The 13382-nt window shown below is 52.6% G+C and carries 14 protein-coding genes and 1 pseudogene; 10 read left to right on the top strand and 5 right to left on the bottom strand.

Features of this window, described 5'->3' with window-relative positions; translation table 11 throughout:
* Positions 1-16 precede the first annotated feature (16 nt).
* A complete protein-coding gene (gene anmK / locus WH279_RS15070) occupies positions 17-1135 on the bottom strand; it encodes an anhydro-N-acetylmuramic acid kinase (protein ID WP_339457578.1) in 1119 nt (372 codons plus the stop codon).
* Between the two features lie 274 nt (positions 1136-1409).
* Between anmK and slyB the strand changes: the two genes are divergently transcribed.
* Positions 1410-1877: an outer membrane lipoprotein SlyB gene (slyB, locus tag WH279_RS15065; RefSeq protein WP_200643135.1), complete on the top strand. Its 468-nt coding sequence runs from the start codon at positions 1410-1412 to the stop codon at positions 1875-1877.
* Between the two features lie 44 nt (positions 1878-1921).
* On the opposite strand, the gene slyA is transcribed toward slyB, so the two are convergent.
* Positions 1922-2359: a transcriptional regulator SlyA gene (gene slyA / locus WH279_RS15060; RefSeq protein ID WP_200643097.1), complete on the bottom strand. Its 438-nt coding sequence runs from the start codon at positions 2357-2359 to the stop codon at positions 1922-1924.
* Positions 2360-2508: 149 nt separating this feature from the next.
* Here slyA and WH279_RS15055 point away from each other — a divergent pair, with 149 nt between their 5' ends.
* From WH279_RS15055 to WH279_RS15045, 3 genes and pseudogenes are all read left to right on the top strand, one after another.
* Positions 2509-2745, top strand: coding sequence for a DUF1656 domain-containing protein (locus WH279_RS15055; RefSeq protein ID WP_200643096.1), 237 nt, complete (start codon positions 2509-2511; stop codon positions 2743-2745).
* A gap of 4 nt (positions 2746-2749) precedes the next feature.
* Entirely contained in the window at positions 2750-3607 is an 858-nt protein-coding gene (locus tag WH279_RS15050; protein ID WP_339457577.1) for an HlyD family secretion protein, read from the top strand.
* Positions 3604-5610 (top strand): annotated as a pseudogene (locus tag WH279_RS15045) (FUSC family protein). The gene WH279_RS15050 and the pseudogene WH279_RS15045 overlap by 4 nt, the downstream one beginning before the upstream one ends.
* A gap of 38 nt (positions 5611-5648) precedes the next feature.
* On the opposite strand, the gene WH279_RS15040 reads toward WH279_RS15045, so the two are convergent.
* The 3 genes from WH279_RS15040 to WH279_RS15030 form a co-directional block, all read right to left on the bottom strand.
* Positions 5649-6545 carry an aldo/keto reductase gene (locus WH279_RS15040; RefSeq protein WP_339457576.1) on the bottom strand — a complete coding sequence of 299 codons (897 nt, stop codon included), beginning with the start codon at positions 6543-6545 and terminating at the stop codon, positions 5649-5651.
* Positions 6546-6632: 87 nt separating this feature from the next.
* Positions 6633-6872: a DUF1289 domain-containing protein gene (locus WH279_RS15035; RefSeq protein ID WP_339457575.1), complete on the bottom strand. Its 240-nt coding sequence runs from the start codon at positions 6870-6872 to the stop codon at positions 6633-6635.
* Between the two features lie 42 nt (positions 6873-6914).
* Positions 6915-7829, bottom strand: a complete 915-nt coding sequence (locus tag WH279_RS15030; protein ID WP_227536213.1) for a LysR substrate-binding domain-containing protein — start codon at positions 7827-7829, stop codon at positions 6915-6917.
* Positions 7830-7930: 101 nt separating this feature from the next.
* Between WH279_RS15030 and WH279_RS15025 the strand changes: the two genes are divergently transcribed.
* The 6 genes from WH279_RS15025 (at position 7931) to rnt (ending at position 13333) form a co-directional block, all read left to right on the top strand.
* Positions 7931-8575, top strand: coding sequence for an NAD(P)-dependent oxidoreductase (locus tag WH279_RS15025; RefSeq protein ID WP_133845240.1), 645 nt, complete (start codon positions 7931-7933; stop codon positions 8573-8575).
* A 107-nt stretch (positions 8576-8682) separates the two neighbouring features.
* Complete coding sequence (eptA, locus tag WH279_RS15020; protein WP_339457574.1) at positions 8683-10320, top strand: phosphoethanolamine transferase EptA; 1638 nt, start codon at positions 8683-8685, stop codon at positions 10318-10320.
* 38 nt (positions 10321-10358) lie between these two features.
* Positions 10359-10949, top strand: a complete 591-nt coding sequence (locus WH279_RS15015; protein ID WP_339457573.1) for a TetR/AcrR family transcriptional regulator — start codon at positions 10359-10361, stop codon at positions 10947-10949.
* A 44-nt stretch (positions 10950-10993) separates the two neighbouring features.
* Positions 10994-12094, top strand: coding sequence for an alkene reductase (locus WH279_RS15010; RefSeq protein ID WP_200643087.1), 1101 nt, complete (start codon positions 10994-10996; stop codon positions 12092-12094).
* 87 nt (positions 12095-12181) lie between these two features.
* Positions 12182-12589 (top strand): lactoylglutathione lyase, encoded by a 408-nt coding sequence (gloA, locus tag WH279_RS15005; protein ID WP_133845248.1) that lies wholly within the window; start codon positions 12182-12184, stop codon positions 12587-12589.
* Between the two features lie 96 nt (positions 12590-12685).
* Complete coding sequence (gene rnt / locus WH279_RS15000; protein WP_339457572.1) at positions 12686-13333, top strand: ribonuclease T; 648 nt, start codon at positions 12686-12688, stop codon at positions 13331-13333.
* Positions 13334-13382 lie beyond the last annotated feature (49 nt).

Here is a 13382-nt window from a genome sequence, read left to right as displayed (position 1 = left end):
TTTCCGGGTGATGCAATCAGCGAAAAGGCCGATTTGCCGGGAATATTGCCCCGATCACGCTGGCCTCACGCGCACCGGTCACCGACGGTAAATTGCCCGGTAACCCACTCAAGGTACACCATGCCAGCCAGGCGAAAGCCAGCGCTTCCATATCATCGCCACTGATGCCAGCCTGGTCGGTACTCGTCACTTCTGTCCCGGCCAGCTGCGCCGCCAGACGTGACATTAACAGCGGATTGTGGCCCCCACCGCCGCACACCAGCAACCTGTCACACCCCCCGCTGAGTAAGACCTGCTGTGCGATAGTGGTCGCCGTCAGTTCTACCAACGTTGCCTGCACATCCTGTGCGGGCAGACCCGGGAAGGATGACAGCTGCTGTTCCAGCCAGCTCAGGTTGAAATATTCGCGTCCGGTGCTTTTCGGTGCACTCAGTGCAAAATAGGGGTCACTGAGCATCTGTTGCAGCAGTGGCCAGGCCACGTGACCGCCGGCCCCCCAGGCCCCCTCTTCATCATAGGGTTTGCCCTGCTGCCGCCAGATCCAGGCATCCAGCAGCATATTTCCTGGCCCGGTATCAAAACCACGCAATGTTTGCCCGGGTAACAGCAAAGACAAATTCGCAATGCCCCCGATGTTCAGCACCATGCGGCGCTCAGTGGAGTGCATCAGTACCGCATGGTGGAAAGCCGGCACCAACGGTGCGCCCTGCCCGCCCAGCGCCATATCACGTCGGCGGAAATCGCCCACTACGGTGATACCCGTTGCTGCTGCGATTTGATTATTATCGCCAATTTGTAAGGTATTTGGGGCATCGCCCTGCGGCTCATGCCACACGGTCTGGCCGTGACAACCAATGGCGGTAATATCATCCGCTGACAATCCCTGCTGCTTGAGTAGCGCCAGTACCGCATCCGCAAACAACCGCCCCATGCGAGTATCCAGTTGCCCTAACTGCGACAACGTTAATGATTGCCCCTGGCAGATTGCCAGGATCTGCTGGCGCAGCGCTTGTGGGATCGGGTGACTATAGCTGGCCTGCTGTGCCACCATATGTTCATCAATCACCGCCATCACCACATCAACGCCGTCCAGGCTGGTGCCAGACATAACGCCAATAAATCGACCTGATTTCATGCCTTCGCCTTATCCCGTCTGCGGGTTTGAGTGTCATTGCGCCAGCCTGGCAAAATTAGCGCGTCAATTCTATGATTTAGAGATCTTTTATTCACGTTGTTAACTACGTCGTATTTTCTTGTCGTGATTGAATCCACGTTTAAGCACCCCAGGTTATCTTTCTGCGGTGCTTTTACAAACTAATTGTGAGAAAGGCGCGGCTTGTACCTTATAATAGTGTTATTGACCGCTGCCCGATGATCCGCAGCACCTGCTACACATAGGAGTTTTAATGATGACGATGCGTTTATTAATCGTGGCGCTTGCCGGGATAACGCTGGCTGGCTGTGTAAGTGATAATACGCTTTCCGGTGATGTTTACAGCGCCTCTGAAGCTAAACAGATTCAGACCGTGAGCTACGGTACACTGGTATCTGTTCGTCCGGTGCAAATTCAGGGTGGCGATGACAGCAACGTTATCGGTGCCATTGGCGGTGCCGTTCTGGGTGGCTTCCTCGGTAATACAGTCGGTGGTGGTGCGGGGCGTAGCCTGGCAACCGCAGCCGGTGCCGTAGCGGGTGGTGTTGCAGGCCAGGGTGTGCAGGGATCGCTGAACAAAAGTCAGGGCGTTGAGCTGGAAATCCGCAAAGATGATGGCAACACCATCATGGTGGTCCAGAAACAGGCAGCAAGCCGCTACTCTGTGGGTCAGCGTGTAGCAATGGCTTCAAACGGTAGCCAGGTGACTGTGTCTCCACGCTAATGGCACCTGTTCGCAAAAAAACCGGCTTCTTATGCCGGTTTTTTTTATTCATCTCGCCCCTGAAGCTCAATAATATTCTTTTCAAGTCTGGCAATCAGCGTGACCATTTTGTCGATCTCCGGCTGAGAAATTCCGGCCAGAATATCATCACGAGTCGCATCTATCACATGCTCAACCTGAGTAATAATCGGTTCTGCCTGTGCAGTGAGGCTGATTCGCTTAGCCCTGCGGTCATTTGCACAGGTGCTGCGCGTAATTAACCCTTTTTCTTCCAGCTGGTCGAGGGTGCGTACCAAAGAAGGTTGTTCAATACCAATGGCTTTCGCCAGCTGAATTTGCGACTGTTCAGGCGGTAGCTGGTGGATGTTGTGTAACGTCACCCAATGGGTTTGCGTCAGCTGCAACGGTTTCAATCGTTGATCGATTAATGCGCGCCAGACGCGCACCAATCTTGACAGGTCGGTTCCCAGAGTTGTATTCAATTCCTACCTCTTATAATTAGCTTGCTAGCTATCAAGCATGATTTTAGACTATTCTGCGAGTTTACAAGGCAAAACACAAATCCATCATAATCAGATGGACGCATTCAGTTATCCTCATCGACAATTCACTGGTCATAGGGATTTTGTGTGTGATTACCTCAATATTAACGGCTGCCAGCCCCATTACCGAACTGGTGTTCGGGGACTCACTTTATTTTCCGCCCCTGTTCAAAGTCGTTCTGCTCGGTTTTTTCTTATGGCTGTTACTTCATCCGTTACTGCGTGACTGGATGTACTCAGGCGAGATCTGGCACCCCACTTTATTGGATCTCTCCTTGTTTACTCTCTGCATAGCCGCCTCTCTGGGGCTGTTAATCGTCGGGTAATGTGATGAAAATCAATTATTTAAGATATTTTTCCACCGTGTTTTTTTTCGCGGCGGCACTCTGTGCCGGATGGTGGATGTGGAATTACTATATGCAGTCACCCTGGACACGAGATGGCAAAGTCAGAGCCGAACTGGTCAGTATTACTCCACAGGTCTCAGGGCGCATTGTGGCGCTCGATGTAGAAGATAACCAGTTTGTGAGCAAAGGAACCCGCTTGTTTACCCTTGATGATCAGCCCTATCGTATTGCCGTACTGAATGCAGAAGCCCAACTGGCAAAAGCACAGTCGGACCTTGTCAAGGCGCAGCATGAGGCTCATCGTCGTCAAAATCTTGGGCGTAATGTTATTTCAGAAGAAGCGCTTGATGTCGCTAATCTCACCGTCAAGGCAATGGAAGCAAACGTTAAGGCTGCTCAGGCTGAGGGGGATCGTGCGCGCTGGAACCTGTCGCAAACCGTGGTTTTTGCCCCCACCGATGGTTGGATCAACAATCTGGAAACCCGGGTAGGTAACTACGCCAGCACCGGTTCACCGCTGTTTGTGCTGGTAGATAGCCATTCGTTTTACGTGATGGGTTATTTTGAAGAGACCAAACTACGCCATATCCGTACAGGCGCCGAGGCAACTATCACCCTGTACAGTAACGATCAGCCACTCACCGGCGTGGTACAAAGTATCGGCCGGGCGATCTACGACCAAAGTGTAGAATCTGACAGCGGCCTGGTGCCGGATATCAAGCCGAACGTTCCGTGGGTTCGGCTGGCCCAGCGCGTACCGGTACGTATCCGCCTGACTCATCTTCCGCCCTCCGTCACACTGGTTGCCGGGACCACCTGCACAATTTCTGTCCAGCAATGAGTCGGCTTAATCTGAGCTGGCTGCAATGGCAGCAGTTGCCTTGGATCAAAGCCACCGCCGGACAATGGCGCTACGCCTTGCGCAATACCATCGCTATGTGTCTGGCGTTGAGTATCGCTTACGGCCTTCAGCTGGATGAACCTTACTGGGCGATGACCTCTGCTGCGGTGGTGAGTTTTCCTACTGTTGGTGGCGTGATCAGTAAAAGTCTGGGGCGCATTGTGGGGAGTATGCTGGGCGCGACGGCAGCCCTGATGATCGCCGGTCATACGCTGGACGAGCCCTGGCTTTTTGCCGTGTCGATTGCAAGCTGGCTGGCGCTATGCACCTGGGTATCAAACCATTATCAGAATAATGTGGCCTACGCCTTTTCGCTGGCGGGCTACACGGCCGCCATCATCGCCTTTACCTGTGTCAATGAGGTTGAGATCGACAGTATATGGGCCATTGCCCAGGCCCGCGTTTGTGAGGTCATTTCCGGGATACTGTGCGGCGCACTGATGATGATGATCCTGCCCAGCACCTCGGATGGAGAGACGTTAATCCATTCCCTGAACGAGATGCACAGCAAACTGCTCGACCATGCAATGGTGATGTTGAAGAAAGAGGACACCAGCACGGTACGTCAGGCCCACGAGAACGTGATTGGCGAAATCCTGACAATGAATCTGCTGCGCATTCAGGCATTCTGGAGTCATTACCGCTTTCGCCGTCAAAACAATGTGCTGAACTATGTTTTGCACCAGCAGTTGCGCCTGACCAGCATTATCTCCAGCCTGCGCCGGATGCTGCTGAACTGGGACCATCCACCAGAAAACCTGTTTGTAACACTGCACCAGCTACTGGAAGCCATGGCTAAGGGTTAAAAATATAAGTACTACCTGGCGAAGATACTCTATCGCGCAGCCCCAAAGGACACGACGGATTATCGGCACCGGGCCTTCTGGGAGCAGCTACGTTACTTCTGCTGGCTGTATCTGAATATCGCACGCTGGCTACGCCAGTTCGAACATGCAGATAACCATACGCATCTCGCTCCTCCGGTTGTGCCATCACTGGCACGCGAGGCAGATGGGGCTGAAGCCAGCTGGAATGCCCTGCGAACCTTTTGTGTGATTTTTTTCGGAACCAGTTTCTGGATCACAACGCAATGGGATGCCGGTGACTCAGCACTGACGCTGGCCGCTATCAGTTGCGTGCTTTATTCATCTTCTGCATCCCCGGTCAGCAGCGCCGTATTATTGATCAAAACACTGGTGCTGCTGTCACTCTTCAGCTTTGTGATGAAGTTCGCTTTCATGATTCAAGTGACCGTACTGTGGCAGTTTCTTATCGTACTCTTCCCTCTGCTGATCACCATGCAACTGATTAAATTACAGGATAAAAAACGGACTGCCCTTTGGGGGCAACTGGTTGTTTTTTTGGGATCCTTCCTGTCAGTCACTAATCCACCCACCTATGATTTTTCGGGTTTTGTTAATGATAATCTGGCAAAAGTCTGTGGCGTGGCGATGGTCTGGCTGGCCTTCTCTATTTTGCGTCCCAGTTCTGATAAACACCGTAGCAGGCGTCATATCCGCGCTTTACGCGGTGAGTTTGTCGACCAGTTGGGAAGACATCCTCGCCTAAGTCAGAATAGTTTTGAATCGCTGGTTTATCACCGCATCAACCAGCTTAAAAACAGTCGCGATGACCAGGCACATCTGTGGCTGATGCGCTGGGGTGTTGTATTACTCAACTGTTCGCATATTGCCTGGAATCTGCGCAACTGGAAAACACCCTCTTCAGCGTTGGCGAGTATACGCGACGCCGTGCTACACGATTTGCAATCTATTATCAGTGAACGCGGGATACACCATATTCCCCTGAACGAGACGTTGAAAACACTACAACAGCGCATCGATATACTGCGTGATACTCACGAAGATCAAGGCATCGATCTGGCCGGGATCATCTGGCGTTTATATTGCTCACTCTCACGGTTGCAAACGACATCAACGTGATGTCGTCAGACAATGGCGCTACCACTGTTAATTGCGGATTACGGCACATCAAAACCCAGTGCGGCTTTACGAATACGGAACCACTGCTGACGAGTCAGCGTCACGTTAACCGCTCTCGCTGCCGCGCTGACGCGTTCAATTTTACCACTTCCAATAATCGGCAGTGGCTTAGAAGGTAATTGCAAAATCCAGGAATAGATCAACTGCTCAATATTCTCTGCACCGGTCTCTTGCTGGATCAATAACAGTTCATCACGCAGCGGCTGGTACTCAGGTGCGCTGAACATCGTTCCGCCCGCAAGACATGACCATGCCATCGGCCTGACCCGCATCTGCTGACACTGATCCAGCGTACCCTCTAATAACAGCGGCTGATGCACAGGGGAAATTTCAACCTGGTTGGTGACCAGTGTAAACGGCAGTCGTGACTGTAACAGCGAATATTGTGCAGGGGTAAAGTTAGAAACGCCGAAATGTTTTACTTTTCCGCTTTGATGAAGCTGCTGAAACGCGCTGGCAACTTCATCTGCGTCCATGAGGGGATCGGGACGATGGATCAATAACAGATCAAGGTAGTCTGTATTGAAATAACGCAGGGAATTTTCAGCACTCGTCATGATGTGCGCTGCATCTGTAATATAGTGACCCAGGGTGTTATCTGGGTTTGCCGTTGTGGCAATCCCGCATTTCGTCACCAACTCCAGACGTTGACGCAAAGAGGGTTGCAGGCGCAGCGCTTTGCCAAACTCGGCTTCACACTGGTAGCCGCCATAAATATCGGCGTGGTCAACCGTACTGATACCACATTCCAGATGTTGCTCAATAAACTGCACCAGCTGCTGAGAGGTCATTCCCCACTCCATCAACCGCCAGTATCCCATCACCAGTGGTGAAAATGACGGTCCCTGTGGGGCGATCTGTACGCGTTGTAGCATCTTATTCTTACTCCCGTTGATGAAATAGCTGACCCGGATAATACGCCATCAGGTCATCGCTACAACAGGGGCGGATCAAACTCCGCGTCAAAACAGCGTGGGCTGCTCGGGCTGGTCCGTAACGTCTGGATTCTCCCCACGACGCTGGCGCTGGAAACGCAGGCGACACAAACGCAAAACGTCACGTTTCTGTGCATCGTTATACGTCATCCAGTTGAACCGTTCTTCACGACTACGCAGGCAGCCACGGCAGTAACCACGTTCGTTAACCTGACAGATCCCGCGACAGGGACTGGGTACCGGGAAAAACTCTAATTGTTCTGCCACCGCCACTCCTGGTAAGTTCACTCTGTCTTCATTGAAGACGGCTCATCCCATGTCTGCAAGTGTGACCCGGTGATTTTTACTAAAATAGTCACGTAACGCCCGTAATGCCTGCTGACTTTTCTCCGGTAAAACGCGTTCAAGCGTCAGTGCCGTCAGCTTCAGAGGGCTGGCGCGCCACTCAGGCAACAGCACCATTAATTGCCCGCTGTGCAGCTCTTCCTGGATCTCCTGCAAAGGCTGCAATGACAACCCCATACCCGCAACGGTAAAAGCGCGCATCACGTTCATACTGTCGCTAACCACCTGCCCTTCAGCCAGACGCAGCGTCAGCGCCCCTTCTCTTGCGTGATGGAAATCAATATGACGGTGCGTACGATGACCGTGTATCCAGCGATGGGCTGAGAGCGCCTGCGGCGTTTCCGGCACGCCATAACGGCTGAGATAGGCGGGTGCTGCACAGATAACCATCGGCCATTCTGCCAGCGGATGGGCAATAATATTGGCATCACTGAGTTGACGGCTAAAGCGTAAAGCAATATCAATCCGATGCTCAATCATATCCAGCACGTTATCGGTGGCAATAATGCGTAGCTTCAGCCCCGGATTCTGTTGTAACAAGGGTGATAACGCACTGCACAGCGGCTGGCCGCCGATCCCTACCGTTGCGCTGATGCGCAACTCTCCGCTCAGCGTATCGCGCATTTCCGCGAGACGTTTTTCCGCTTCCAGCGCATGATGAAGCATGGCCTCGCAGCCCGGATAGAATGCCGCCCCCGCCTCAGAAAGTGTGAGCTTTCGGGTTGAACGATGCAGTAAGGGCACCCCTACCGCCTGCTCAAGTGCCCGCAGATGCTGGCTAACCGCAGAAGGCGACATACCCAGACGGCGTGCAGCGGCTGCCAGAGAACCTTCGCTGACAACCGTTGCAAACACGGCCATACGATTGAGTTTTTCCATTATTCGTAAGTATCACTTCATTATAAAAGCTAAAATATGCCACTTATCATCCTATCTGTTAAGCCGTAAAGTTGAATCCACACTTACAGAGGAATGAATAAATGAAAATTACCATTATTGGCGCAACGGGTTTTGTCGGCCCTGATGTTGTAAAAGAAGCCCTGGCACGAGGCCATCAGGTGACGGCCCTCTCTCGCTCAGGAAAAAATCTGCCTTCAGATCCTCAGTTGACTGTGGTCACAGGTGATATTCATGACAGCGCCTGGTTGAGTGGCGTTCTGAAAGGTCAGGATGCCGTCATCAGCGCCTATAATCCGGGTTGGGCGGAGAGCGATCTGTTTGAAAAATTTACCCGCGGCAGCCAGCAAATCCTGCAAGCCGTAAAAAGCAGCGGCGTGAAGCGCATACTGGTAGTGGGTGGCGCTGGCAGCCTGGAAGTGGCTCCGGGCGTAGAGTTGGTGGATACGGAAGCCTTCCCGGCTAATATCAAACCCGGCGCGCTGGGTGCACGTGCATTGCGTAATCAGCTTCAGGCTGAAGAACAGGCGCTGGAGTGGACTTACCTTTCCCCTGCTGCGTTTCTCGAACCCGGCCCGCGCACCGGGCAGTTCCGTCTGGGCACCACCTCATTACTGATGGATGGAGACAAACCCGCGTCTGTCAGCGTTGCTGACCTGGCCGTAGCCATCCTGGACGAAATCGAACATCCGCAGCATATTCGCCAGCAATTTACCGTTGCTTACTAATATTTTGGCCCGCTTCTGGCGGGCTATCCCTATGTTTAAACAAAGTTAAGGTTTATCTAAGCTTTCGCGGTTACTCTTGTTTCAGATTATTCTGTTACTGGACGACCATGAAACGCCTGAACAAGTTACGTTGTAATGAAATTACCTTTAACGTTTCCGCTGCGCTGTTTTTCGCGCTGATACTCAACAGTATCTTCCTGCTTCGGGCATGGGAAATTATTCCCTATCAGGGACTGCACGACTATCTTTATGCGGCTACGCTTCCCCTGGTGCTGTTCTGCGCCTTTTTAGTGATCTTCAACGTCGCCGCACTGCCGTGGCTACGTAAGCCTTTATTGGTGATACTGATCGTTGCCAGTGCCGCCGCTAACTACTTTATGTACAGTTTTGGTACGGTGATCGATACCAACATGATCCAGAACGTGTTTGAAACGGATCTGCAGGAAGCGACCTCTCTGTTCAGCGTGAAATATCTCCTCTGGCTGCTACTACTGGGCGTACTCCCTGCGGCGATCATGTTGCTTACCCGAATCGAAAACAACCGCCCGTGGTGGATGGCTATCGTCTGGCGCGTAGTGACGTCTCTGGGTGCCATTCTTGTGGTACTTTTGGTGGCAGCGCTGTTATATAAAGATTACGCCTCGATGATCCGCAATAATAAAGGGCTGGTGAAAATGATCACGCCAGCCAATGTGGTCAGCGGCATTGGGCACTACGCAGATAATCGCTGGTTTGCGGGCAATCAGGCGCTGGTCAAAATTGGTCAGGATGCGCATAAAGGCCCGCTGTTAGCGGGTGAAAAGAAGAAGACGCTGGTCATTTTTGTGCTGGGGGAGACCGCACGGGCTGAAAACTTCTCACTCGGAGGCTATACGAGGGAGACCAATCCCAAACTGAAGCGTGACAATGTTATCTACTATCGCAACGCCACCTCCTGCGGCACCGAAACCGCCATCTCCGTGCCCTGCATGTTTTCCAATATGCCGCGCCAGCAGTATGACGCGGGCCTTGCACATCATCAGGAAGGGCTGCTCGATGTCATGGCGCATGCCGGTGTTAACGTTCTCTGGCGAGAAAATGACGGTGGCTGCAAAGGTGCCTGCGATCGCGTGCCGCATACTGATATGACCAAATGGAAGGTCAGTGCATTATGCAAAAGTGATTACTGCCTTGATGACGTGCTGCTGCATCGCCTCAGTAACTATATTGATAGCGTGAAGGATGACACGGTGATTGTCCTGCATCAGATGGGCAGCCATGGCCCGGCTTATTATCTGCGTTACCCGGATGCCCTGCGACAGTTCACACCAACCTGTGACAGCAATCAGATTCAGGACTGCGACCCTCAGGCGCTGGTCAATACATACGACAACTCCATTCTCTATACTGACAGCATGCTGGACAGCACGATTAATCTGCTGAAGTCGTACAGTGATAAATACAACGTGGCGATGGTCTATCTCTCGGATCACGGGGAATCACTGGGGGAACACGGGATGTATCTGCATGGTGCACCTTACGTGTTTGCACCGAGCCAGCAGACACATATTCCGTTTTTACTCTGGATGTCGCCGGACTACGCCAGCGCATTTGGCATTGATCAGCAATGCCTGCAACAACAGGCGCAGACGGATGATGTCTCTCAAGACAACATCTTCCATACCCTGTTGGGTATGATGAATGTGCAGACCCGGGAGTATCAACCTTCTCTGGATATGATCCGATCGTGTCGTAAAACCAGCTAAGGGTTGAAACCGACCGTTCGGTCTAGTACCCTGCTGCAATGAATAACACGACCCGCTTTGACACACGTGAACATCTGCTCGATACCGGTGAACTGCTCTGCCTTCAGCGCGGCTTCAACGGTATGGGCCTGATCGAGCTGCTCAAACAGGCAGAAGTGCCAAAAGGGTCGTTCTACTACTACTTTGCCTCTAAAGAAGTGTTCGGCGTTGCCATGCTGGAACGCTACTTCGCCCGCTATCATCAGCGTCTGCAAGATTATCTACATGATCATCAGGATGACTCCCGACAGCGCGTGCTCGACTATTATCATCAGTCACTCTCTTACTGTGAAGAAAGCAGTTTTGCGGGATGCCTGTCGGTAAAATTATCCGCCGAAGTCTGCGACCTGTCTGAAGCCATGCGCAGTGCGCTCCATGCGGGATCCACTGCGTTGATGGATACCCTGAAGGCATCACTGGAAAAAGCACAACAACAGCAAACACTGCATACTGACGTGAACAGTGCAGCCTGTGCACAAACCCTGTACACGCTGTGGCTGGGCGCCAGCCTGCAAAGTAAAATCTGCCGTGATAACGCACCATTACTCAATGCATGGCAGGAAATGGCGCGAATATTGCGCAAAGCTTAAAAAAAACAACCCACACTAGTCGACCGGTCTACCAGGAGTAAGTTATGAAACTGAACACGCTGTTTACCCCGTTGAAAACCGGTGCCATCACCGTGCCGAACCGCATTTTTATGGCGCCGCTGACGCGCCTGCGTAGCATTGAACCCGGCGATATCCCTATCCCTCTGATGGGTGAGTATTATCGCCAGCGCGCAACTGCCGGGCTGATTATCACTGAAGCAACACAGATCAGCTTCCAGGCGAAAGGTTATGCCGGTGCACCGGGATTACATTCATCAGAGCAGATGAGTGCCTGGAAAGCGATCAACGCGGGGATTCATCAGGATGGCGGCCACAGCGCCGTGCAACTCTGGCATACCGGGCGTATTTCTCATGCCAGCCTGCAACCTGAAGGTAAGGCTCCCGTTTCTGCTTCTGCTATTAATGCCGAAACCCGCACATCCCTGCGTGATGCAGAGGGTAACCCGGTACGTGAGGCCACTTCCACCCCGCGCGCATTAGCAACGGCAGAAGTTGCTGGCATCGTTGGTGACTTCCGTCAGGCCGTAATTAATGCGCGTGAGGCCGATTTTGACCTGGTTGAACTGCATGCCGCGCACGGCTATCTGATTCACCAGTTCCTTTCTCCGGCTTCCAACCAGCGTGACGACCAGTATGGTGGCAGTATCGAAAATCGTACCCGCTTTGCGCTGGAGGTGGTGGATGCCGCCATTGCTGGCTGGAGTGCCGATCGCATCGGTATCCGTATTTCTCCGCTGGGGCCTTTCAACGGTCTGGATAACGGCGAAGATCAGGAAGAAGCCGCCCTGTACTTTATTGCTGAGCTGGCAAAGCGCCAACTGGCCTACCTGCACATTTCTGAACCTGACTGGGCCGGTGGCAAGCCATACACCAGTGAATTCCGTCAGGCCATCCGCGCTGTCTATCCTGGCGTCATTGTCGGCGCGGGCGGTTACACGGCAGAAAAAGCTGAAGCCCTTATCGGGCAAGGTCTGATTGATGCCGTTGCGTTTGGCCGTAGCTACATTGCCAACCCGGACCTGGTCGCGCGTCTGCAAAACGGTGCTCCGCTGAACGAACCTAAGCCAGAATCCTTCTATGGTGGCGGTGCCGAAGGCTATACCGACTATCCGTTCCTCGGTTAATTTCCACAAGGGTTCGCACCCGATGGCATAATCGTTATACTGGTTTTTTTACGTCATCCATCGATGACGCCGATAAAAGAGGATGTTATGCGTTTACTTCACACTATGCTGCGCGTTGGCGATCTGCAACGCTCTGTTGATTTTTATACTAAAGTGCTGGGCATGCGCCTGCTGCGCACCAGTGAAAATACCGAATATAAATACACCCTCGCGTTTGTCGGCTACACCGAAGAGAGCGAAGGTGCTGTCATTGAGCTGACCTACAACTGGGGCGTGGATAAATACGACCTGGGCAATGCTTACGGACATATCGCACTGGGCGTAGATGATGTGGCCGCGACCTGCGACCGTATCCGCAACGATGGCGGGAACGTGACCCGTGAAGCCGGCCCGGTAAAAGGTGGCACCACCGTGATCGCGTTTGTTGAAGACCCGGATGGCTATAAAATTGAGCTGATCGAGAACAAACAAGCGGGCAATGGCCTCGGCCACTAAGTATTTCGGGTGCCTTTTACGCCCCCCGCTTCCCCTCCCTGCTGCATCCCCCGACAAAATTTGCCATAATGCGCGCTGCCTTTTTTCTCCTGTGAGATGCCGATGTCTGAATCGAATGAACTGAATACCCTTAGCAGCCGTTTTCGCGGTTTTTATCCAGTTGTTATTGATGTTGAAACCGCCGGTTTTGATGCCAAAACTAACGCATTACTGGAAATCGCAGCGGTGACGCTAAAGATGAATGACGATGGCTGGCTGGAGAAAGACGAGACGATCCATTTCCACGTAGAGCCTTTTGTCGGGTCAGTTCTGCAACCCGAAGCACTGGCATTTAACGGAATCGATCCGGAGAATCCGCTGCGCGGTGCTGTCAGTGAACATGAAGCGTTGCATGCCATTTTCAAACTGGTGCGTAAGGGCATTAAGGAGAGCGGTTGCAGTCGGGCAATCATGGTTGCACACAATGCCACATTCGATTTGAATTTTATGAATGCGGCTGCTGAACGCGCCAGCCTGAAGCGTAACCCTTTCCACCCATTCGTCACCTTCGACACCGCGGCACTCAGCGGCCTGGTATTGGGGCAAACCGTTCTGGCGAAGGCCTGTACGGCGGCGGGAATGCCTTTTGATAACGCTCAGGCTCACTCCGCGCTTTACGATACCGTACAAACGGCCGATCTGTTCTGCGAGCTGGTCAACCGCTGGAAACGTCTGGGAGGCTGGCCACTGCCGGTTGATGCTTAAAGCGACGACAGCGAAAAATAGAAACAACGTGCTGTAGACTCGAAAAAAA

It is taken from the genome of Erwinia sp. MYb375 (genome assembly GCF_037479175.1).
GTDB lineage: Bacteria > Pseudomonadota > Gammaproteobacteria > Enterobacterales > Enterobacteriaceae > Erwinia > Erwinia rhapontici.
This window is presented reverse-complemented; position numbering and strand designations above follow the sequence as displayed.

What these genes read in the sequence shown, in the direction of transcription:
- anmK (WP_339457578.1), bottom strand. Translation starts at nt 1,135, where the DNA reads ATGAAATCAGGTCGATTTATTGGCGTTATGTCTGGCACCAGCCTGGAC.
- slyB (WP_200643135.1), top strand. Translation starts at nt 1,410, where the DNA reads ATGACGATGCGTTTATTAATCGTGGCGCTTGCCGGGATAACGCTGGCT.
- WH279_RS15050 (WP_339457577.1), top strand. Translation starts at nt 2,750, where the DNA reads ATGAAAATCAATTATTTAAGATATTTTTCCACCGTGTTTTTTTTCGCG.
- WH279_RS15040 (WP_339457576.1), bottom strand. Translation starts at nt 6,545, where the DNA reads ATGCTACAACGCGTACAGATCGCCCCACAGGGACCGTCATTTTCACCA.
- WH279_RS15030 (WP_227536213.1), bottom strand. Translation starts at nt 7,829, where the DNA reads ATGGAAAAACTCAATCGTATGGCCGTGTTTGCAACGGTTGTCAGCGAA.
- WH279_RS15025 (WP_133845240.1), top strand. Translation starts at nt 7,931, where the DNA reads ATGAAAATTACCATTATTGGCGCAACGGGTTTTGTCGGCCCTGATGTT.
- eptA (WP_339457574.1), top strand. Translation starts at nt 8,683, where the DNA reads ATGAAACGCCTGAACAAGTTACGTTGTAATGAAATTACCTTTAACGTT.
- WH279_RS15015 (WP_339457573.1), top strand. Translation starts at nt 10,359, where the DNA reads ATGAATAACACGACCCGCTTTGACACACGTGAACATCTGCTCGATACC.
- WH279_RS15010 (WP_200643087.1), top strand. Translation starts at nt 10,994, where the DNA reads ATGAAACTGAACACGCTGTTTACCCCGTTGAAAACCGGTGCCATCACC.
- gloA (WP_133845248.1), top strand. Translation starts at nt 12,182, where the DNA reads ATGCGTTTACTTCACACTATGCTGCGCGTTGGCGATCTGCAACGCTCT.
- rnt (WP_339457572.1), top strand. Translation starts at nt 12,686, where the DNA reads ATGCCGATGTCTGAATCGAATGAACTGAATACCCTTAGCAGCCGTTTT.